21 protein-coding genes are annotated in these 18691 nt (G+C 69.2%); 15 read left to right on the forward strand and 6 right to left on the reverse strand.

The features are described 5' to 3' along the window. Nucleotides 1–27 precede the first annotated feature (27 nt). The 3 genes from mpl to ACT53Q_RS11860 form a co-directional block, all read right to left on the reverse strand. Nucleotides 28–1401 (reverse strand): UDP-N-acetylmuramate:L-alanyl-gamma-D-glutamyl-meso-diaminopimelate ligase, encoded by a 1374-nt coding sequence (mpl, locus tag ACT53Q_RS11850; protein ID WP_476186856.1) that lies wholly within the window; start codon nt 1399–1401, stop codon nt 28–30. A 169-nt stretch (nt 1402–1570) separates the two neighbouring features. Beyond that, nucleotides 1571–2185 carry a DUF6338 family protein gene (locus ACT53Q_RS11855; RefSeq protein ID WP_476186857.1) on the reverse strand — a complete coding sequence of 205 codons (615 nt, stop codon included), beginning with the start codon at nt 2183–2185 and terminating at the stop codon, nt 1571–1573. A gap of 14 nt (nt 2186–2199) precedes the next feature. Continuing rightward, the gene (locus ACT53Q_RS11860) at nt 2200–2778 is read right to left on the reverse strand and encodes an adenylate kinase (RefSeq protein ID WP_476186858.1); all 579 of its coding nucleotides are present in this window, start codon (nt 2776–2778) and stop codon (nt 2200–2202) included. Nucleotides 2779–3017: 239 nt separating this feature from the next. Between ACT53Q_RS11860 and ACT53Q_RS11865 the strand changes: the two genes are divergently transcribed. The 10 genes from ACT53Q_RS11865 to ACT53Q_RS11910 all read left to right on the forward strand — a co-directional run bounded on the left by ACT53Q_RS11865 (nt 3018) and on the right by ACT53Q_RS11910 (nt 14382). Further along, nucleotides 3018–4274, forward strand: coding sequence for a 6-phosphofructokinase (locus tag ACT53Q_RS11865; RefSeq protein ID WP_476186859.1), 1257 nt, complete (start codon nt 3018–3020; stop codon nt 4272–4274). A 76-nt stretch (nt 4275–4350) separates the two neighbouring features. Then, complete coding sequence (locus ACT53Q_RS11870; RefSeq protein ID WP_476186860.1) at nt 4351–5025, forward strand: hypothetical protein; 675 nt, start codon at nt 4351–4353, stop codon at nt 5023–5025. A 29-nt stretch (nt 5026–5054) separates the two neighbouring features. Next, a complete protein-coding gene (locus ACT53Q_RS11875; protein WP_476186861.1) occupies nt 5055–5558 on the forward strand; it encodes a DUF2846 domain-containing protein in 504 nt (167 codons plus the stop codon). Nucleotides 5559–5712: 154 nt separating this feature from the next. Then, on the forward strand, nt 5713–6351 hold the full coding sequence (locus ACT53Q_RS11880; RefSeq protein ID WP_476186862.1) for an XrtA/PEP-CTERM system exopolysaccharide export protein: 639 nt from the start codon (nt 5713–5715) through the stop codon (nt 6349–6351). After that, nucleotides 6351–7937, forward strand: coding sequence for an XrtA system polysaccharide chain length determinant (locus ACT53Q_RS11885; RefSeq protein WP_476186863.1), 1587 nt, complete (start codon nt 6351–6353; stop codon nt 7935–7937). Before ACT53Q_RS11880 ends, ACT53Q_RS11885 begins: the two co-directional genes overlap by 1 nt. Then, on the forward strand, nt 7934–8665 hold the full coding sequence (locus ACT53Q_RS11890; protein ID WP_476186864.1) for a P-loop NTPase family protein: 732 nt from the start codon (nt 7934–7936) through the stop codon (nt 8663–8665). Before ACT53Q_RS11885 ends, ACT53Q_RS11890 begins: the two co-directional genes overlap by 4 nt. A gap of 16 nt (nt 8666–8681) precedes the next feature. Next, complete coding sequence (locus ACT53Q_RS11895) at nt 8682–9998, forward strand: hypothetical protein (protein WP_476186865.1); 1317 nt, start codon at nt 8682–8684, stop codon at nt 9996–9998. Nucleotides 9999–10001: 3 nt separating this feature from the next. Further along, nucleotides 10002–11780, forward strand: coding sequence for a hypothetical protein (locus ACT53Q_RS11900; RefSeq protein ID WP_476186866.1), 1779 nt, complete (start codon nt 10002–10004; stop codon nt 11778–11780). Nucleotides 11781–12001: 221 nt separating this feature from the next. After that, nucleotides 12002–13888 (forward strand): hypothetical protein, encoded by a 1887-nt coding sequence (locus tag ACT53Q_RS11905; RefSeq protein WP_476186867.1) that lies wholly within the window; start codon nt 12002–12004, stop codon nt 13886–13888. Further along, nucleotides 13885–14382 carry an N-acetyltransferase family protein gene (locus ACT53Q_RS11910; protein ID WP_476186868.1) on the forward strand — a complete coding sequence of 166 codons (498 nt, stop codon included), beginning with the start codon at nt 13885–13887 and terminating at the stop codon, nt 14380–14382. Before ACT53Q_RS11905 ends, ACT53Q_RS11910 begins: the two co-directional genes overlap by 4 nt. Before the next feature lie 16 nt (nt 14383–14398). Here the strand turns inward: ACT53Q_RS11910 and ACT53Q_RS11915 are convergent, their stop codons facing one another. Together ACT53Q_RS11915 and ACT53Q_RS11920 are read right to left on the reverse strand one after the other, a co-directional pair. Then, on the reverse strand, nt 14399–14791 hold the full coding sequence (locus ACT53Q_RS11915; RefSeq protein ID WP_476186869.1) for a hypothetical protein: 393 nt from the start codon (nt 14789–14791) through the stop codon (nt 14399–14401). Between the two features lie 62 nt (nt 14792–14853). Continuing rightward, nucleotides 14854–15318 (reverse strand): hypothetical protein, encoded by a 465-nt coding sequence (locus tag ACT53Q_RS11920; RefSeq protein ID WP_476186870.1) that lies wholly within the window; start codon nt 15316–15318, stop codon nt 14854–14856. A gap of 114 nt (nt 15319–15432) precedes the next feature. Between ACT53Q_RS11920 and moaB the strand changes: the two genes are divergently transcribed. The 5 genes from moaB (at nt 15433) to ACT53Q_RS11945 (ending at nt 18163) form a co-directional block, all read left to right on the forward strand. Beyond that, the gene (gene moaB / locus ACT53Q_RS11925; protein WP_476186871.1) at nt 15433–15951 is read left to right on the forward strand and encodes a molybdenum cofactor biosynthesis protein B; all 519 of its coding nucleotides are present in this window, start codon (nt 15433–15435) and stop codon (nt 15949–15951) included. Between the two features lie 4 nt (nt 15952–15955). Then, entirely contained in the window at nt 15956–16342 is a 387-nt protein-coding gene (locus ACT53Q_RS11930; RefSeq protein WP_476186872.1) for a helix-turn-helix domain-containing protein, read from the forward strand. 128 nt (nt 16343–16470) lie between these two features. Beyond that, a complete protein-coding gene (ppk2, locus tag ACT53Q_RS11935) occupies nt 16471–17259 on the forward strand; it encodes a polyphosphate kinase 2 (RefSeq protein ID WP_476186873.1) in 789 nt (262 codons plus the stop codon). Nucleotides 17260–17383: 124 nt separating this feature from the next. Then, nucleotides 17384–17743: a hypothetical protein gene (locus ACT53Q_RS11940; RefSeq protein WP_476186874.1), complete on the forward strand. Its 360-nt coding sequence runs from the start codon at nt 17384–17386 to the stop codon at nt 17741–17743. A 273-nt stretch (nt 17744–18016) separates the two neighbouring features. Then, the gene (locus ACT53Q_RS11945) at nt 18017–18163 is read left to right on the forward strand and encodes a hypothetical protein (RefSeq protein ID WP_476186875.1); all 147 of its coding nucleotides are present in this window, start codon (nt 18017–18019) and stop codon (nt 18161–18163) included. A 164-nt stretch (nt 18164–18327) separates the two neighbouring features. On the opposite strand, the gene ACT53Q_RS11950 is transcribed toward ACT53Q_RS11945, so the two are convergent. After that, nucleotides 18328–18531 carry a hypothetical protein gene (locus ACT53Q_RS11950; protein ID WP_476186876.1) on the reverse strand — a complete coding sequence of 68 codons (204 nt, stop codon included), beginning with the start codon at nt 18529–18531 and terminating at the stop codon, nt 18328–18330. Between the last annotated feature and the right edge of the window lie 160 nt (nt 18532–18691).

Genomic DNA, 18691 nt, shown 5'->3' on the forward strand with positions numbered 1-18691 from the left:
TGTCCGTGCCGGGTGCCGCGCGGCGACTCAGTGCAGCGAAGCGAGGAACCGCCGCGGCGCGCCGTCGAAGCCGCCGTTGGACATGAACACGACGTGGTCGCCGTCGCGCACGAGCGCGCGCAGGCTGGCGATCAGCGAATCGGCGGTCGGCGCGGTGCGCGATTCGCCGCGGACGCGCGCCATCACCTTCGCCGCGTCCCAGGACAGCTCGGGCCGATGCAGGAACACCACCGCATCGGCGATGTCCAGCGACGGCGCGAGCGCGTCGGCATGCGCACCGAGGCGCATCGAATTGCTGCGCGGCTCCATCGCGACCACGATGCGCGCGGCGCCGACCTTCGCGCGCAGGCCTTCCAGCGTGGTGCGGATCGCGGTCGGATGATGCGCGAAGTCGTCGTAGACGGTCACGCCCTGCGCGGTGCCGATCACTTCCAGCCGGCGCTTCACGCTGCGGAACTCCGCGAGCGCGGGCATCACGATCGCCGGTTCGACGCCGACCGCTGCGCACGCGGCCAGTGCGGCGAGGCCGTTGAGCACGTTGTGCAGGCCGAGCATCGGCCAGCGCACCTCGCCGAGACGCTCGCCCGCGCGGTACACCGCGAACGCGCTGCCGTCGGCCTCGATCAGCCGCGCGCCCCAGTGGAAGGCGTCGTCGGCCATGCCCTCGCGCAGCAGGCCGAAGCGTTCGACCGGCGTCCAGCAGCCCATCGCCAGCACTTCGTCGAGGCGCGCGTCCTCGCCGTTGACGATCAGCCGGCCGCGGCCGGGCACGGTGCGCACGAGGTGGTGGAACTGGCGCTGGATCGCGGCCACGTCGGGGAAGATGTCGGCGTGGTCGTATTCGAGGTTGTTGAGGATCGCCACCAGCGGCCGGTAGTGCACGAACTTGCTGCGCTTGTCGAAGAACGCGGTGTCGTACTCGTCGGCCTCGACCACGAACTCGCGGCCGCTGCCGACGCGCGCCGACACGCCGAAATCCTCGGCCACGCCGCCGATCAGGAAGCCCGGATCGCGCCCGGCGCGATCGAGCAGGAAGCTCAGGATCGTCGTCGTCGTGGTCTTGCCGTGGGTGCCGGCGACCGCCAGCGTGTCGCGGCCCGGCAGCACGTGCTCGGCCAGCCACTGCGCGCCGGAGGTGTACTTCAGCCCGCGATCGAGCACGAACTCGACCGCCGGATTGCCGCGCGACAGCGCGTTGCCGACCACGATCTCGTCGCAGTCGGCGGAAATGTTGTCGGCCTGGTAGCCCTGCGCGAGCGCGATGCCGAGCTGTTCAAGCTGCGTCGACATCGGCGGATACACCGACTGGTCGCTGCCTTCGACGACGTGCCCGTGTTCGCGCGCCAGTGCGGCGACGCCGCCCATGAAGGTGCCGCAGATGCCGAGGATGTGGAGTTTCAAGGGGCAATTACCGAAAAAGAGCCGATACCAATCAAGAACTAACCTTTACGAGGCGCAGGAGGAGGATTCCTAGGCGGAGGAGGCCTTCCTCCAGGCGAGGGCGGGTTGGAGTTATTACCACGTCCCGGAGGGGGAGGCGGATTTGAACCTCTGGTCCCATGCGGCATATCTACTCTCCTCTCGAACTGGCTTCTGGAACACAGAACTCGACCCATCTGACATCTTGCACTCTCACGATTATCCCTTCGAGCTCCGTCATATCCATGTAGCGACCGCTCTCATCAATCCACATCGGATCTTGAATGTAGAACTGCCCCTTGTCCGAATCAATCGGCCACTCCTTCGGCCAACCGTAGAGGCGCCTACCATCATGGAAATGAAGAACGACGTAAGTCACAACCCTTGAGAGGACGCAATACCACTCCGAGGGATATGACGTTCGACTTGTAAAGCCCTTAGTGCGCAACCAGCCATGGAAAGAATCATTGTTGGTCAGATAAGCGACCAAAACACCGAGCAAGACCGCCAAAAGTAAAGAGGAAGCTAACTCAGATTCCTTTCCCCAATCTCCAAAGGAGAAATAACTTCCTACCCACTCACAGGACCACCGAACAACTGGCAAAAACACCTGGACCAGAAAGGTAAAAATTAAGGCCTCAGTGACTCTCTCAAATTGAGATGGCTTGGCGTGGGATGTCAGGACATAAAACAGCCATGACGCCAAGAAGCCCGGCAACAGGAAAGAAAGAATGCCGACAGCATCAGTCGAAATTTCGGCCGGCATCCATTACCCCTCGGTCAACCGACATCCACACCCACGGAAATCGCTTCGACGATGCGGGTGAACACGTCGTCCATCGTGCCTTCGCCGTCGACGACCTTCAGCATGCCGCGCTGGCGGTAGAAGTCGACCACCGGAGCGGTGACGTCGTTGTAGACCTTGAGGCGGTTGCGCACGGCTTCGGGCGTGTCGTCCTGGCGGCCCTGTTCGCGGGCGCGGCCGGCGATGCGTTCGACCAGCAGTTCGGTGTCGACGTCGAGCTGGACGGCGTGCTCGATCTGCTGGCCGATGCGGCCCAGCAACTGGCCCAGCGCGTCGGCCTGGGCGAGGTTGCGCGGGTAGCCGTCGAGGATGAAGCCGTGGGCGACGTCGGGACGCGAGAGGCGGTCCTCCAGCATGCCCAGCAGGATCGCGTCGGAGACCAGGTCGCCGCGGGCCATCACTTCCTTCGCCTGCAGGCCGAGGGCGGTGCCGGCGGCGACTTCGGCGCGCAGCAGGTCGCCGGTGGAAATGTGCGGGACCTGCAGATGGTCCTTCAGACGAACCGCCTGTGTACCCTTGCCCGATCCCGGGGCGCCGAGAAGAACCAGTCGCATCGCATGCTCCAGATATATAAAGGAATAAGGACCCGGGCGCGGAGGCCGCCACAGGCCGTGTCGCCCCCAGCTTAACCGCTCGCCGCGCCGGGCCCAACCGTCTACGACCAAAATCGCAGCGACCGGCCGCCGGGGTCCCGCCCGCCGGGCCGCGGGCCGCAAACCGGTAGACTGGTGCGTCCCGTCCGGTGGCCTCGCCCGGCCCGGCCGGCGCCCTTCCACTCCTTCGATCCCCGACCATGGCATCCGGAACCCTGCTCTACGCCCAGTCCGGCGGCGTCACCGCCGTCATCAACGCCTCCGCCTCCGCCGTCATCGCCGAGGCCCGCGCCCGCAAGGTCAAGGTGCTGGCCGCCCGCAACGGCATCCTCGGCGCGCTGCGCGAGGACCTCATCGACACCTCGAAGGAATCGATGGCCGCCATCCGCGCCCTCGCCCACACCCCGGGCGGCGCGTTCGGCTCCTGCCGGGTCAAGCTGAAGTCGCTGGAGCAGGACCGCGCCAAGTACGAGCGCCTGCTGGAGGTCTTCAAGGCGCACGACGTGCGCTACTTCCTCTACAACGGCGGCAACGATTCCGCCGACACCGCGCTGAAGGTGTCGAAGCTGGCCGCCGAATACGGCTACCCCGTGACCTGCATCGGCGTGCCCAAGACCATCGACAACGACCTGGCCGTGACCGACTGCTGCCCGGGCTTCGGATCGGCCGCCAAGTACACCGCGGTGTCGGTGCGCGAGGCCGCGCTGGACGTGGCCGCGATGGCCGAGACCTCCACCAAGGTCTTCGTCTACGAGGCCATGGGCCGCCATGCCGGCTGGCTGGCCGCCGCCGCCGGCCTGGCCGGCAACGGGCCAGACGCCGCGCCGCACCTGATCCTGTTCCCCGAGCGCGCCTACGACGAGGCCGATTTCCTCAAGCACGTGAAGAAGGTGGTCGACCGCGTGGGTTACTGCGTCGTCGTCGCCTCCGAGGGCATCCGCACCGCCGAGGGCAAGTTCGTCGCCGACGCCGGCGGCGGCAAGGACGCGTTCGGCCACACCCAGCTGGGCGGCGTGGCCTCGTACCTGGCCGGCAAGGTCAAGGACGAACTGGGCTACAAGGTCCACTGGACCCTGCCCGACTACCTGCAGCGCTCCGCGCGCCACCTCGCCTCGAAGACCGACCTCGACCAGGCCATGGCCGCGGGCAAGGCGGCGGTGCAGTTCGCGCTGAAGGGCCTGAACTCGACGATGCCGGTGATCAAGCGCACGTCGAACGCGCCGTACAAGTGGAAGATCGAGGCCGCGCCGCTGGAGAAGGTCGCCAACCACGAGAAGATCATGCCGGCGAACTTCCTGCGCAAGGACGGCTACGGCATCACCGCCGCCGCCCGCGCCTACCTCGAACCGCTGATCCGCGGCGAAGCCCCGCCGCCCTACGGCCGCGACGGCATCCCGAAGTACGTGACGCTGAAGAACGTGGCGGTGAAGAAGAAGCTGCCGGCCTGGGAGGGCTGAGCGCGGACACCCGCGAAGCGTCCACGTCACGGGCGCTTCCGGAGTTTCAATCCTCATTCGCCCACAGGGGGGCAACATGGCATCCAGATACTCTCCGGCGCTGCTCGCCGGCCTGCTGTTCGCGTCATGTTTCGCCAGCGCGCGGTCGTCCGCACCCGACGATGTCGCCGCCACCGCGCCGACCGATGCCGTCGCCACCGCAACGGGCGCGTCGTCATGCTGCGTCCTCGCCGACGGCACGCTCGTGCAGATCGAGGTCGTCGAGACGCTCAACACGAAAACCGCGCAGCGCGGACAGCGCTTTCCCTTGCGACTGGTGGAACCCGTGTACGCGGGCGGCACCCTCGTGCTGCCCGCCGGCACGGAAGGCGAGGGCGAAGTCGTGCACGCCGAACGTGCCCGCATGGCCGGCAAGGCCGGCGAGCTGATCCTCGCCGCCCGCTTCCTGCGGGCGCCTTCGGGCGACCTTCCGCTGCGCGGGATGAAGCTCGGGGGCGCCGGGAAGAGTCATGCCGACGCCGCCTTCTGGGTGCCGCTGGTGGGATTCGTCATCAACGGCGGCCAGGTCGAGGTGCCCGCCGGCACCCGGGCACAAGCGAAGCTCGCCGGCCCGGCGACCCTGCCACCGGCAACCCCCGTCCAACCCCATTCCCCCGACGATGCGGGCCATGCCGGCAGCAGTTCCCAGTCGAGCGCGCAGGAAGTCGCCCGGCCCGCACCCACTGCAGCGGACGCCGTTCCTTCACCATGATGTCGACCACACCACACCCAGGAGTTTCCATGCGTCATTTCGCCACGACCGCCCTCGCCGCCGTCGCTCTTTCCATCGCCTTCGGCGCCGCCGCCCAGGACAGCGCGCCCGCGGCCGAGCAGCCGTCCGCGCCCGCTGCCGCCCAGCCGGCCGAAGCCGCCGTGGCGGCCGCACTGCCGGCCGGCCTGCAGCCGCCCACCGAAGGCATGGGCCAGATCGTGTTCTTCCGTCCGAGCAAGATGCTCGGCGCCGCCATCGGATTCATCGTGCGCGAAGGCGACGTCGAACTCGGCAAGCTGCGCAACAACACCTATTTCGTCGCACAGGTCGCGCCGGGCGCCCACAGCTACGTCGTCCATTCCGAAGCCAAGGACGTCCTGAACATCGAAGTCGAGGCCGGCGAAACCTATTTCGTCAGCGGCGCGATCGGCATGGGCATCCTCGCCGGCCGGCCGAACATCTCGCCGTCCACCCAGGCCGCGTTCGAAGCGGTCGCGGGCAAGCTCAAGCCGGCCAAGCCGCTGAAGGACTGAGTCCTTCCGCCCGGGCACGCCACGAAGGGCCGCGCGAGCGGCCTTTCGTCATGCAGGACCCGGCCAGCCACCCGCGCCTCGCCCTCCGTTTTGTGACTGGCCTCAAACTTTCGCGAATCCCGTTAGAATGCAAGCACTTGCCCGGGGGAAGTCCATGTCGATGTTCCGATGCGTCCGGGCGCTGTGCCTCGCGCTGCTGCTTCCCTTCGCCGCCATGGCCGCCGATCCGTCCGCCGTCCCGGCCGAAACCGCCTCGCCCGCGGACCCGGCGGCCGCGCCCGTCGTGGCGACGTACCACATCGGCGTGGACGACGTGGTCCAGGTCGCGGTCTGGCGCAATCCCGAGCTCGGCGTGACCGTGCCGGTGCGGCCGGACGGCATGATCTCGGTGCCGCTGATCGGCGACGTGTCCGCCGGCGGCCACACGCCGCCGGAAGTCGCGAAGGACATCCAGGAGCGGCTCGCCGCCTACGTGCGCGACCCGCAGGTGGCGGTGATCCTCACCCAACTGCGCAGCCACGAATACCTGTCGCGGGTGCGGGTGACCGGCGCGGTGCGCCAGCCGGTGTCGATCCCCTTCCGCCCCGGCATGACCGTGCTCGACGCGGTGCTCGCGGCCGGCGGCCCGAACGAGTTCGCCGCCACCGCCCGCACCGTCCTGCATCGCAGGACCGCGGCCGGCGCACAGGCGATGCCGGTGAAGCTGGACCGCATCCTCGACCGCGGCGAACTGGATACCGATTACCCCGTCGTCGCCGGCGACATCATCACGGTCCCGGAGCGCACGTTCTGATGAACGTCCCGACGCTGCCCGTGCGACGCAGCCCCGCCGCGCGCGCCGGTGCGCAGGCCGGGGCGCTGACGCCGGGCGAACTGCTGCCGGCGATGCTGCGCGAGGCACAGCGCTACCAGCTGGTGCTGGCGGCGATCTTCGCCGCGATCGCGATCACCGCGCTGCTGGTCGGACTGTTCCTGCTGCCGCGCAAGTACATCGTCACCACCTCGGTGCTGGCGCAGGAAAGCGACATCATCCAGCCGCTGCTGGAAAACCGCGCCGTCTCCACCCGCGCCGTCGACCGTGCCGGCCTCGCCCGGCAGGTGGTGTTCGGGCACAAGGTGATGGAGAAGCTGCTGGCCGTGGGCGGGTGGCTGGACGAGAAGCCGTCGCCGGTGAAGGAAGAGCGCATGATCGAGCAGTTGCGCGACCGCACCCGGATCGTCAACGCGCGCGAGAACCTGGTGCAGATCACCTATTTCGACAGCGAGCCCGAGCGCGCCTACAAGGTCGCCTCGGCGATGGCCGACCTGCTGATCGACGAAAGCCTGGCCAGCAAGGAGCGCGAGAGCCGCGAGGCCTACGAGTTCATCGACAAGCAGGTCGGCGACTACCACGCCAAGCTCACCGAGGCGGAAACCAACCTGCAGGCCTACCGTTCCGACAACGCCGACGCGCAGCCGGGCAGCGCCGCCGACGTGAACGCGCGCATCGGCGTGCTGCGCACGCAGGTCGAGCAGACGCGGATGTCGATGATGGAGCTGGGCTCGCGCGAGCAGACGCTGGCGGCGCAGCTGTCGGGCGAATCGGCGGTGACCGCGGTGCAGACCCGCGAGACGCTGTACCGCACGCAGCTGATCGACCTGCAGAACCAGCTCGACGACCTGTTGCTGCGCTACACCGAGAAGCATCCGGACGTGATCCGCGTGCGCCACCAGATGGCCGACCTGCAGGCGGCGATGGAAGCCGAGCAGCGCCGTGGCCGCACGCCGGGCGCGCAGGACGAGGCCACGGTGCGCGCCAATCCGGTCTACCAGCAGTTGCGCCAGCAGCTGGGGCAGACGCGCAGCGACATCGCCGCGGCGCAGTCGCGCATGAGCGCCTCGCAGAGCCTGCTGGACGAGGAACTGGGCCGCAGCCGCCGGATCGCGGCGTCCGAGAGCACGCTGGCCGAGCTCACCCGTGATTACGAAGTGAACCGCGACATCTACCAGGACCTGCTGCGCCGGCGCGAGAACGCGCGGGTGTCGATGGAACTGGACCGCGAGCGCCGCGGCCTGACCATGCGCATCCAGGATCCCGCGCAGATGCCGGTGCAGCCCAGCGGCCTGCGTCCGCTGCACGTCGGGCTGGGCGGGCTGGCCGCGGGCATCGCGGTGCCGCTGGGACTGCTGTTCCTGCTGGTGAAGTTCGACCCGCGCGTGCGCGCGCCGGGCCAGATCGAACGCCAGGGCAACTATCCGGTGCTGACCGTGGTGCCGCCGAACCGCACGCGCCGCGATCGCCGCCACGAATACGCGCGCACCGCACTGGCCGCGGGCCTGGTCGCCGCGGTCTTCCTCGCCTACGGACTGGCGTATCTCTTCCGCCAGGTGCACGCATGAACGACGGCGCCGACACACCGACGGGCGACCGCTCGCTGCCCGCCACCACGCCCGGCCGCGGGCTGACCACGCGCGAGCTGGAAGAACGCCGGCTCATCCATCGCCAGGAATCCGGGCGCCGCCACGCCGACGCCTTCCGCGAGCTGCGCACGCGGCTGCTGTCGCTGGCCGGCCGCAGCTACGCCGAAGGCGGCAACTTCGTCACCCTCGTCGCGCCGGTGCGCCCGGGCTGCGGCGGCAGTTACGTCGCGCGCAACCTGGCCGCGGCCTTCGCCTTCGACGAAACCCGGCAGGCGCTGCTGATCGACTGCGACGCCATGCATCCGGCGCAGCACGAGGCGCTGGGCGTGGGCGGCGAGCGCGGCGGCCTGATCGATTACCTCGAAAACCCCGGGCTGCCGCTGGAGGACGTGATCTATCCGACCGGCGTGCCGCGATTGCAGTTGATCCCCAGCGGCCGCATCCGCGAGACGCCCGGCGAGAGCTACAGCTCGCTGCGCATGCGCGCGGCGATCGACGCGCTGCGCGCCGCGCAGCCGAACCGGCAACTGCTGCTCGACGGCTCGCCGGTGCAGGGTTCGCCGGACGCGCGGATCCTGTCGGAGCTGGCCGACCTGGTGGTGCTGGTGGTCGGCGAAGGCCAGGTCGCCAGCGACGCGATCGACAAGGCCGTCGCCAGCTTCCCGCCGGAGAAACTCGCCGGCGTGGTGTTCAATCGGCTGCCCTGACCCCCGCGCCGCGGCCATGCGATCCGCCGTCCAGCGCCGCGTCGCCGCCATCGTCCTGCTCGCGGGCCTGCTGCCGGGCACGGCCGCCGCGCTGCGCATCGACTACGTGGCCGACGTCGCCGTCGTGCGCGACGACAACCTGCTGCTGACCGACACGCATCCGATCGCCGACACCGTGCTGCGCCCGGGGCTCGGCTTCACCGCGACCCACGCCGGCGCCGCGCTGGACCTGGACCTCACCGGGCGCGTCGAGCAGTTCCGCTACGGCGACGCCCGCTTCCGCGATCACGTCGATGCCACGCTCGACGCCCGCGCGACGTGGACCGCGATCCCCGAACGCCTGCGCGTGGAATGGACCGACACCCTGTCGGTGCAGCCGGTCGACCCGCTGTCGCCCGACGTGCCGGACAACCGCCAGCAGGTGCACGTGACCTCGCTCGGGCCGACGCTGTCGTTCGGTCGCCACGACGGCTGGCGCGGCGATGCCGGCGCGCGCTGGGTGCGCAGCACCGCCGACGTCACCCGGATCTTCGACGCCGACCGCTTCGACCTGACGCTGCGTGCGGAGCGACGGCTCGACCCGCGGACGCGACTGGCGTTCGAGCTCGACACCCAGCGCGTCGATTTCCGCGACGACGTGGCCGCGCGCGATTACCGGCGCACGCAGGTGTACGCGCGCTGGACGCGCGCGCTGAGCCGCTTCGATCTCACGCTCGACGCCGGCCTCTCGCGCCTGCACGACATGCGCACGCCGACGGGCACGGCCGACGCGCGCAACGACCCTCTGCTGCGCGCGACGCTGGCGTGGCGCCCGGACGATCGCCAGCGCATGCGCCTGCGCCTGAGCAGCCAGTTCTCGGACATCGCCAGCGATCGCCTGGCCGCGGTCAGCGCCGACAGCGGCCTGCCCGACACCGTGCCCACCGGCGACATCGTGGTCGACGCCACGCCCTACCTCGAACGCCGGCTGGAAGTGGAATACGCGCGCACCACCGAACGCTGGCACGTGACGTTCGTGCCGCACGCCAACCGCATCCGCTACGAAGGCAGCGCGGCGTTCGATCGCGACAGTCGCGGCGGCGTGCTCGATGTCGCGTTCCGCGCGCGCCGCACGCTGACGCTGGGCCTGAGCGCCGGTCTCGACCGCACCGACTACGCGCAGCTCGATCGCGTCGACGACCAGCGCCGCGTGCGCGTCTGGGCGCGCCTGCAGCGCAGCCGGCACTGGAGCGTGCAGGCGCAGGTCGAGCACTGGCAGCGCCGCAGCACCGTGCCGGGGCAGGACGCGGAGCGCGGCACGGTCGGCCTCACCTTCAGTTACCACAACCGCTGACCGATGCGCGCAGCGAAGGATCGACGCAGGCGCAGGACGCGCGGCGGCATCGTCACGGGCGGCCTGATCGCGCTGCTGCTCATGCTGCCGATCGGGGGCTGCACGCGCGACGACACGGCTTCGCCGCCACCGCGCCGCGCCGGCATCCCGATTGACCTGTCGTACGTCGATCGCACTTCGCCGGCCTACGCGCGCTTCAAGCGCTGGGTCGACCTCGCGGTGATGGGCCAACCCGACGACGGCTTCTCCGCGTACGACGCCGCGCTGCTGGACCGGCTCGATACGCAGCCGGCGTACTGCACGCTCGCCATTCGGATGACCGACGACGAAGTGCGCGCGGCCGAACGCGCGATCGACGCCGGCGACGCGCCGGAGATCGCCGCGGATTCGTATCTCGACGTCGGCCCGCGCATCGCCGCACTGGCGATGACGCTGGACAGCTGCCGCGCGCGCATCGATGCGGACATGCAGGCGCGCTGGTCGGCGTACGCCGAGCAAGCGGTGTGGAACGTCTGGCATCCGCTGCGCGCGCACTGGGGCCTGCGGCCGCGGCCGTGGACCGGCTGGGCCACCGACGATCCCGGCAACAACTACCACTACAGCTTCCTCGAAGCGACGCTGACGTGGGCGCTGGCCTCGGGCAGCGACGAGTGGATGCGCTTCCTGCGCGAGGAGAAACTGCCGCCGCTGCGCGACGCGCTGGCGCAGTTGCGCGGCGGCGGCAGCCGCGAAGGCACCGGCTACGGCGTGGCGCAGATGCGGCTGCTCGCGTTCTGCCGGCTGTGGCGCGACGCCACCGGCGAACGCCTGTGCGCGACGCTCGCGCGCGACGACATCGCCTACTGGACGCATGCGCCGGTGCCGACGCTGGACCGCTTCGCGCCGATCGGCGACCAGTCGCGCTCGTCGGTGCCCGAGCTGTACGACTACCACCGCCGGCTGATGCTTGAAGCGCGGCTGCTGACCGACGATGTGCAGGCGAAGGCGCAGGCGTCGTGGTGGCTGCACGCGATCGCGGTGCCGCGCATGCGCAGCGGCTTCAACCTGCGCCACGACCTGCTGCCTGCGGGCGATGCGGGCGGCACGCCGCCGACGGCGCTGTTCCACCACGCGACGGGCACGGGGCATCTGTTCGCGCGCACCGACTGGACCCGCGACGCGCTGTGGCTGGCGTTCGTCGCCGGCCCGTACGACCAGAGCCACGCGCACCAGGAACAGGGCGGCTTCACCCTGTTCGGCGGCGACTGGCTGGCCGCGCCGGAAAACCTGTGGAGCCACAGCGGCCTGCAGCAGGGCACCGGGACCCACAACGTGCTGCGGTTCGAGCGCGACGCCCCGATCGGCCGGCAATGCCAGGGGCCGGCGGACGACCGCGTGGTGCACCAGTGCCCGGACACGCGCTCGGCGATGGCGGTGGTGCCCGGCGTCGACGGCGCGCTCCACGTGGACGCCGACCTGACCCCGGCCTACGGCGAGGACGCGCCGGTGAAGCGCTGGGTCCGCCGGCTGGACTTCGCCCCGGGCCGGCTGCGGGTGGAGGACCGCTTCGCGACGACCCCCGGCACCCGAGCGGTGTTCCAGCTGCAATTGCCGGCCCGGCCGGTGATCGCGGGCCGGACCGTGACCGCCGGCCGGCTGCGGGCGACGGTGCTGGCGCCGGCCGACGTGACGCTGACCGTGCTCGACTGGCGCGGCGTCGATCCGGACGAATTCCACGGCGGCTGGCGGCTGGACATCGCCGGCGGGACCGACACTTACGTCGTGTTGCTCGAAATGCCCTGAAGCTGAACGATCCCTGACTTTCGCCTGAGACGGAATTCACGCTTCCGAATGCGACCGGCTTCGAGCGGCCGCCTCGTCACACTTCGCCGACCTGTCGCCGGCCACACTCGCTTCAGGTCGCGATCCGGCGACCGACGCGCTGCGCTCCGGTCGGACGGGGGCGCACCAGGGGGCGCGGACACCACATGTGATCGTCAAGGATGCGAGCCCGAGTGACCGCCATGCCCCCGCGCCAGTCTTCCCCCGCTGCTGCTTCGCCCCGTTCCGCGCCCGCCTTCCGGCTGCGCACCGTCGCCATCGCCATCGCCGTCGCCACCATCGCCGGCCTTGCCGTCGGTGCCCCGCTCAAGGCGATGCTGGCGCGCCGCAACGCGCAGGCGGAGACCGTCCGCGCGCCGCTGGCCGAGACCGGCCACCGTCCGCTGCGCTCGCAGGGCGCGATCAGCGCCGCGCAGCTGGCGCAGATCCCGATGAACCTCACCTTCGTCGACACCGCGCGCACGCCGTACACCCGCTTCAGGACCTGGGTCGACGCCGCCGTCGCCGGCAACCCGGGCTACGCCTACCAGGCCCGCGACTCGGCGCTGATGTACCGCATCACCCGCGACGGCAAGTACTGCACGCACGCGGTCAAGACGGTCGAAACGCAGGTGGCGCAGGCCGAGACCGCGATCGCGGCCGGCCAGAATCCCGAAGTCGCCTACGACTCCTATCTCGACGTCGGCCCGATGATCGGCGACCTGTCGATCACCTACGACACCTGCGCGTCGTTCCTCACCGCCGCGCAGCGCACACGCTGGTCGGCCTACGCCGAGCAGGCGGTATGGAACGTCTGGAACTTCCAGAACGCGAAGTGGGGCACGCGCTCGGCGCCGTGGAGCGGCTGGTCGATCGACAACCCGGGCAACAACTACCACTACAGCTTCCTCGAAGCGACGATGTCCTGGGCGCTGGCCTCGCGCAGCAACACGTGGATGGCCCTGCTCAAGACCGACAAGCTGCCGAAGCTGGAGGCCTACTACCGCGCCCTCGGCACCGGCGGCAGCCAGGAAGGCACCGGCTACGGCACCGCGCAGATGCGGCTGTTCGAGATCTACCGCATGTGGCGCGACGCCACCGGCATCGACCTGGCCAACGCCAACCCGCACGAGAGCAACACCATCCGCTGGTGGGTGCACGCCACGGTGCCGACGCTGGACCGCTTCGCGCCGCTGGGCGACCAGTCGCGCAGCTCCACGCCCGACATCTACGACTACCACCGCCGCCTGGTGCTGGAAGCGCGTCACCTCACCCAGGACGCGACCGCACAGCGCATCGCCAGCTGGTGGCTCAACAACATCAGCGTCCAGCAGATGGGTTCGGGCTTCAACTTCCGCTACGACCTGCTGCCCGCCGGCACCGGCGGCACCGCGCCGAGCGAGCTGTACTACCTCGGCAGCGGCACCGGCCACCTGTTCGCGCGCACCGGCTGGGACAAGGCCGCGATGTGGATGTCCTACGTCGCCGGCCCGTACATGGAAAGCCACGCCCACCAGGACCAGGGCGCGTTCACGCTGTTCGCGAACGACTGGCTGTCGGTGACCGAGAACATCTGGACCCACAGCGGCATCCAGCAGGGCAGCGAAGTGCACAACACGCTGCGCTTCGAGCGCAGCAACACCAGCGTGTCGCAGTGCGGCAGCCCGGCCAACGACAAGGTCGTCCACCAGTGCTACGGCACCACCTCGACGATGACCGTCACCCCCGGCGCCGGCGGCGCGCTGACCGTCAACTCCAACCTCGCGCCCGCCTACGCCGGCACCACGTACGTGAAGAGCTGGACCCGCGCGCTCGACTTCTCGAACCGCAAGCTCACCGTCCGCGACAACTTCACGCTGGGCAGCGGCACGACCGCGATCTTCCAGGTGCAGACGCCGGTGCAGCCGACGGTCAGCGGCACCACCGTCACCGCCGGCAAGCTGAAGGTGCGCGTGCTGGAGCCGACCAACGCCACGATCACCCTGCGCAACTGGAACAGCGTCGACGCCAGCGAATACAACAAGGGCTGGCGCATCGACATCGGCGGCGGCACCACCACCTATCTGGTCGAGCTGAGCGAAGCGCCGTGAGCGCCGCGCCGTCGCCGCGGTCCTTCCCCCGCGCCGCGATCGCGGTCCGGCGCGCGGGTCTGGACGATCTCGGCGACCTCGTCCCGCTGTTCTCCGACTACCGTTTCTTCTACGGCCAGCCGCGCGATCCCGAAACCGCGCGGCAGTTCCTGCATGCGCGCCTGAGCCGCGGCGAATCCACCGTATTCATCGCCCGCACCGAGGGCGTGCAGCACGCGCCGCCGATCGGCTTCGCGCAGCTGTATCCGATGTTCTCCTCGGTGCGCGCGGCGAAGCTGTACGTGCTCAACGACCTGTACGTCGCCGAACACGCGCGCCGCAGTGGTGTTGCGCTGGCGCTGCTGTCGGCCGCGGCCGAGTTCGGCCAGCGCGAAGGCGCGATCCGCCTCGAACTCGAAACCGCGCACGACAACCACGGCGCGCAGGCGCTGTACCGCGGCCAGGGCTGGCGCGACTACGACGGGACCAAGCGCTTCCACCTGCCGCTGGCGTGAGCCGCAACCGGCATCGTCAGTTGGTGTAAGGCGATCCGTGGGTGATGCTGAGGTACGAGCACACGCCGTTGCCGTCCCACATGAAGAAGACCACCGAGCTCGGGCCGACCGACTGCATCATGTCGATCGCCAGCGGGTCGGACGTGGTGCAGCTGGCGCTGACGCCGTTGCGGTCGCGCGCGTTGCAACTGCCCAGCGTGCCGCCGGACGGGCCACGGTAGGTGTTGCAGTGGATGTACTGCACGGCGTCGGTGGAACGACGCGCGGAATTGATGCCGCCGTAGGCGTAGGACGACGCCGGATAGACGCGCACCTCCATACCGGTGTCGTAGCTGTAGCCGGCGAACGCCGGCGCGGCGAGCAGGGCGATGGCGAAGGCGGCGGAACGGAGGATCGCGGAACGCGGCATGGAACGGACTCCGGGATGTGGCCGTCGATCGGCCGGGAAGGAAAGACGGCGGGATCGCACGCTCACGGCGTGATCCGCACCGCACCGCGGTTGATCGCACGCGACAGCGCCAGCGACACCGGCAGGCGTTCGCCCTCGGGCAGGGCCATGATCCGCGCCCGCAGCGCGTCGAGCTGGCCTTCGCTCAGCGTGCTGCCGGCGGGCAGCAGCATCGCCAGTCGCGCATCGGCGGCGTCCAGCGGCATCGCCAAGGCCGGATCCTGTCGCCGCGCCGCGGGCGCAACCGCCGCGGTGGATGGCCCGACACCGGCGGCCAGCCGCGATTCGATCCGCGCCAGCGACGCCGCCATCGCGGCCTCCATCGGCGTGGGCGGCGGTGGTTCGCCCGCGGACGCCATGCCCCGCGCATCGGCATGCGGCGCGGCCAGCCTCGCTTCCAGTCGTGCGATGCGCTGCAGCGACCACACCTGCAATGCGACGAGCACGCCCCACGCCACGACCTGCCAACCGATCCGACTCGCCGCCATGCGCATGCCCCGTGGCCGCCCCCGCGGCCGTCGCGCAAGGACAACGGCCGGCCCGCGACGGAGCGGCCAGCCGCTCGATTCCCCGCCCACCGGTTTCGGGCTACCCTGCCGGGCATGACCGCAGCGCCCGACTTCATCCCGCTTTCGCTGTGCGTGCTGACCGTTTCGGACACCCGCACCCTCGCCGACGACAGTTCCGGCGCGTACCTCGCCGAAGCCCTCACCGACGCCGGCCATCGCCTCCACGCCCGCGCCGTGCTCCCCGACGATCGCTACCAGCTGCGCGCCCTCGTCTCGCAGTGGATCGCCGACGCCGCCGTCGACGGCATCCTCGTCACCGGCGGTACCGGCTTCACCGGCCGCGATTCCACGCCCGAAGCGCTGCTGCCGCTGCTCGACAAGCAGATGCCTGGCTTCGGCGAACTGTTCCGCGCGCTGAGCTTCGAGGAAATCGGCACCAGCACGCTGCAGTCCCGCGCCTTCGCCGGCCTGGCGAACGCCACCTTCCTGTTCGCCCTGCCCGGCTCCACCTCCGCCTGCCGCACCGCCTGGGAGAAGATCGTCCGCGCCCAGCTCGACGCCCGCACGCGGCCGTGCAACCTCGCCACGCTGCGGCCCCGCCTCAAGGAGTGATCCCATGTCCATCGGCACCACCCTGCGCCTGCTGACCAAGGCCACCGGCCTGACCGTGACCGACCTCGCGACCGCGATCCCGCGCGCCGGCGTCAACACCGTCAGCGCCTGGCTGAAGGACGAGAAGATGCCCGGCCGCGACCAGATCGACGCCCTCGCCCGTACCTTCGGCGTACCCGCCGGCGCGCTGCTGTCGGAACTCGCCAGCACACTCGATCCCGCCCGCACCAAGGGCGAACACGGCCTGCTCGCCGCCTACCGCGCGCTCAACACCAAGCAGCAGGGCGCGTTGCTCGAAGTCGCGAAGAGCATGGCCGCCGGCGCCCGCGACGAAGACGACGCCCCCGCGCGCAAGCGCGCCCCGGCGAAACGCACGGTGCGCAAGGCCTGACCCTTCCCTGTCATCCCGAGCCTCGCGAGGGACCTGCTTCTGTTTGCGCTCGCCGAGGTTCCGGAAAAGCAGGTCCCTCGCGAGGCTCGGGATGACAAGCCATCGCTTCGCCGACCGGACCCCGTTCCATGAGCAAACCCGACAAACTCAAGCGCAAGGACTACGACGCCCTGCTCGAACCGATGCAGCGCGAACTCGCCGACATGGCGCGCTGGGTCACCCACACCGGGCAGCGCATCCTGGTGCTGATCGAAGGCCGCGACACCGCCGGCAAGGGCGGCGTGATCGACGCGATTTCCGCGCACATCAACCCGCGCCAGTGCCGCGTGGTCGCGCTGCCGAAACCGAACGACCGCGAGCGCACGCAGTGGTATTTCCAGCGCTACATCGCCCACCTGCCCGCGGGCGGCGAGATCGTGCTGTTCGACCGCAGCTGGTACAACCGCGCCGGCGTCGAGAAGGTCATGGGCTTCGCCGACGACCGGCAGGTGAAGGCGTTCCTGAAGCAGACGCCGGAATTCGAGCGGATGCTGATCGACGACGGCATCCTGCTGTTCAAGTACTGGCTGTGCTGCGACCAGGCCGAGCAGGAAAAGCGCTTCGCCGAACGCCGCGAAGACCCGCTCAAGGGCTGGAAGCTCTCGCCCATCGACCTCGACGCGCGCACGAAATACGCCGACTACACCAAGGCCCGCGAGGCGATGCTCGAAGCCACGCACACCAAGCACGCGCCGTGGACCCTCGTCGACTTCAACGACCAGAAGCGCGGCCGCCTCACCCTGATCCGCGACCTCCTCGACCGCCTCCCCGACACCGCGATCCCGGCCGAGACCATCGACTTCCCGCCGCTGGAGGGCAAGCCGAAGAAAGAGAGGTATTCGGTGGTGGAGCCGTTGGAGGGGTTTGGGGTGGGATGAAGGCAATCACACTCTCGCAGAGAGCGAGAAAGACGCAACCTGAGATCAAAGCAGCGGCCCACCGTATATCCGCGCGCCGAGCTGGAGTCTTTCCAGGCCAAACGACTCATTTCCATGATTGAAAATGACCACACAATATCGCAGGGCCAACCTGAAAAAAATCATCAAACTTCAGAAGACACGTTGTCCGGCGAGATTCGAATTTCCTTCCAGATTTTTCGTAATTGAAATCCAGTATTTCATAGAACCAGAAGAATCCATTCTGGATCAAGAGGCAGTCGATCCGGTGATTTTCGCGATCAACACGGACGGACACGAGCTACTTGTGCATATGCAAGACGACTCCGGCATCGTATTCCAGAAAGAATTCGGCGACATTGATTCTCTCGGCATATCACTGGACGATCTACTGAAAGCAAAAACCATATTTCTAGACGAAATTTCTGCCCATCCCTCCTACCGCGCAGTGCGTAGGGCGGAGTGACCTGTAGGGTCGCGGTGAGCGTAGCGAACCCCACCACGAACTGCAGCATGCGCGCCACCGACCGGGACACACGGCACGTTTTCGAGCAACACCACACCCGCCCCATCGCAATGGTGGGGTTCGCTGCGCTCACCGCCACCCTGCTCGGGCGACGGGGCGACCGGGTCACGACGCTGACGCGAGCCACGACCAAAGTCATGCTGACCTCCGATACGCGCGCGGCCACGTCCCTGCGGGCAGACTGCGGATGCACCTCACTCTTTCGAGACTCCCATGATCAGGAAGCTGTTCGTCGGCATGCTGGCCGCCTTCATCGGCATCGGCGTCGCCTCCGCCGGATACCAGTTCGGCAAGCACTTGAAGACCACGCTCGCCCGATCCAGCACGCAGGAATGCGCCGACACGCCAAGAGCGGCATGACGGGCCGGGTGACGACGGTCATCGTCGTTCCCTTGCGGATGCCGCATCCCCGATTTGATCGCGGGCAAATGCGCGCGAGGGCGGCAGGGTCACGATGATGCCGACGGGCGCGCAGGCGTTCCTGCTGCGCTCGCCGGCAGTCCATTCCGGCTATGCCTTCGCGATCACGGGAGCGTCGCGCCATGGCAGAGAGAACGATCCGGTTCGGGTGGTGGAAGAACCAGTACGAGATCGTCCACCACGATGCGGTCTTCAGCCTGCCGCGATTCCAGACGCTGCAACACGTAGGGTGGAGCGATCCACAGGGTGGCGGTGGGCGCAGCGAACCCCACCACACATTGCGGCATGCGCTTCATCGGCATGGACACACACGATACGTTTCCAATCGTCATCGCAACGGACCTTTCGTGATGGTGGGGTTCGCTGCGCTCACCGCGACCCTGCTGCGCTACACGGCTGCACCCTATCCCGTCACCCCGGAAAAAGCCGGGGCCCAGCCTTGGCGTCGTTCGATTTCCGGAAAGCGGG

It is taken from the genome of Lysobacter sp. DMC97, from assembly GCF_056313745.1.

Coding starts and splice junctions, on each gene's coding strand:
- ACT53Q_RS11855 (WP_476186857.1), bottom strand. CDS start 2,185: ATGCCGGCCGAAATTTCGACTGATGCTGTCGGCATTCTTTCTTTCCTG.
- ACT53Q_RS11860 (WP_476186858.1), bottom strand. CDS start 2,778: ATGCGACTGGTTCTTCTCGGCGCCCCGGGATCGGGCAAGGGTACACAG.
- ACT53Q_RS11865 (WP_476186859.1), top strand. CDS start 3,018: ATGGCATCCGGAACCCTGCTCTACGCCCAGTCCGGCGGCGTCACCGCC.
- ACT53Q_RS11870 (WP_476186860.1), top strand. CDS start 4,351: ATGGCATCCAGATACTCTCCGGCGCTGCTCGCCGGCCTGCTGTTCGCG.
- ACT53Q_RS11875 (WP_476186861.1), top strand. CDS start 5,055: ATGCGTCATTTCGCCACGACCGCCCTCGCCGCCGTCGCTCTTTCCATC.
- ACT53Q_RS11880 (WP_476186862.1), top strand. CDS start 5,713: ATGTCGATGTTCCGATGCGTCCGGGCGCTGTGCCTCGCGCTGCTGCTT.
- ACT53Q_RS11885 (WP_476186863.1), top strand. CDS start 6,351: ATGAACGTCCCGACGCTGCCCGTGCGACGCAGCCCCGCCGCGCGCGCC.
- ACT53Q_RS11890 (WP_476186864.1), top strand. CDS start 7,934: ATGAACGACGGCGCCGACACACCGACGGGCGACCGCTCGCTGCCCGCC.
- ACT53Q_RS11895 (WP_476186865.1), top strand. CDS start 8,682: ATGCGATCCGCCGTCCAGCGCCGCGTCGCCGCCATCGTCCTGCTCGCG.
- ACT53Q_RS11900 (WP_476186866.1), top strand. CDS start 10,002: ATGCGCGCAGCGAAGGATCGACGCAGGCGCAGGACGCGCGGCGGCATC.
- ACT53Q_RS11905 (WP_476186867.1), top strand. CDS start 12,002: ATGCCCCCGCGCCAGTCTTCCCCCGCTGCTGCTTCGCCCCGTTCCGCG.
- ACT53Q_RS11915 (WP_476186869.1), bottom strand. CDS start 14,791: ATGCCGCGTTCCGCGATCCTCCGTTCCGCCGCCTTCGCCATCGCCCTG.
- ACT53Q_RS11920 (WP_476186870.1), bottom strand. CDS start 15,318: ATGGCGGCGAGTCGGATCGGTTGGCAGGTCGTGGCGTGGGGCGTGCTC.
- moaB (WP_476186871.1), top strand. CDS start 15,433: ATGACCGCAGCGCCCGACTTCATCCCGCTTTCGCTGTGCGTGCTGACC.
- ACT53Q_RS11930 (WP_476186872.1), top strand. CDS start 15,956: ATGTCCATCGGCACCACCCTGCGCCTGCTGACCAAGGCCACCGGCCTG.
- ppk2 (WP_476186873.1), top strand. CDS start 16,471: ATGAGCAAACCCGACAAACTCAAGCGCAAGGACTACGACGCCCTGCTC.
- ACT53Q_RS11940 (WP_476186874.1), top strand. CDS start 17,384: ATGACCACACAATATCGCAGGGCCAACCTGAAAAAAATCATCAAACTT.
- ACT53Q_RS11945 (WP_476186875.1), top strand. CDS start 18,017: ATGATCAGGAAGCTGTTCGTCGGCATGCTGGCCGCCTTCATCGGCATC.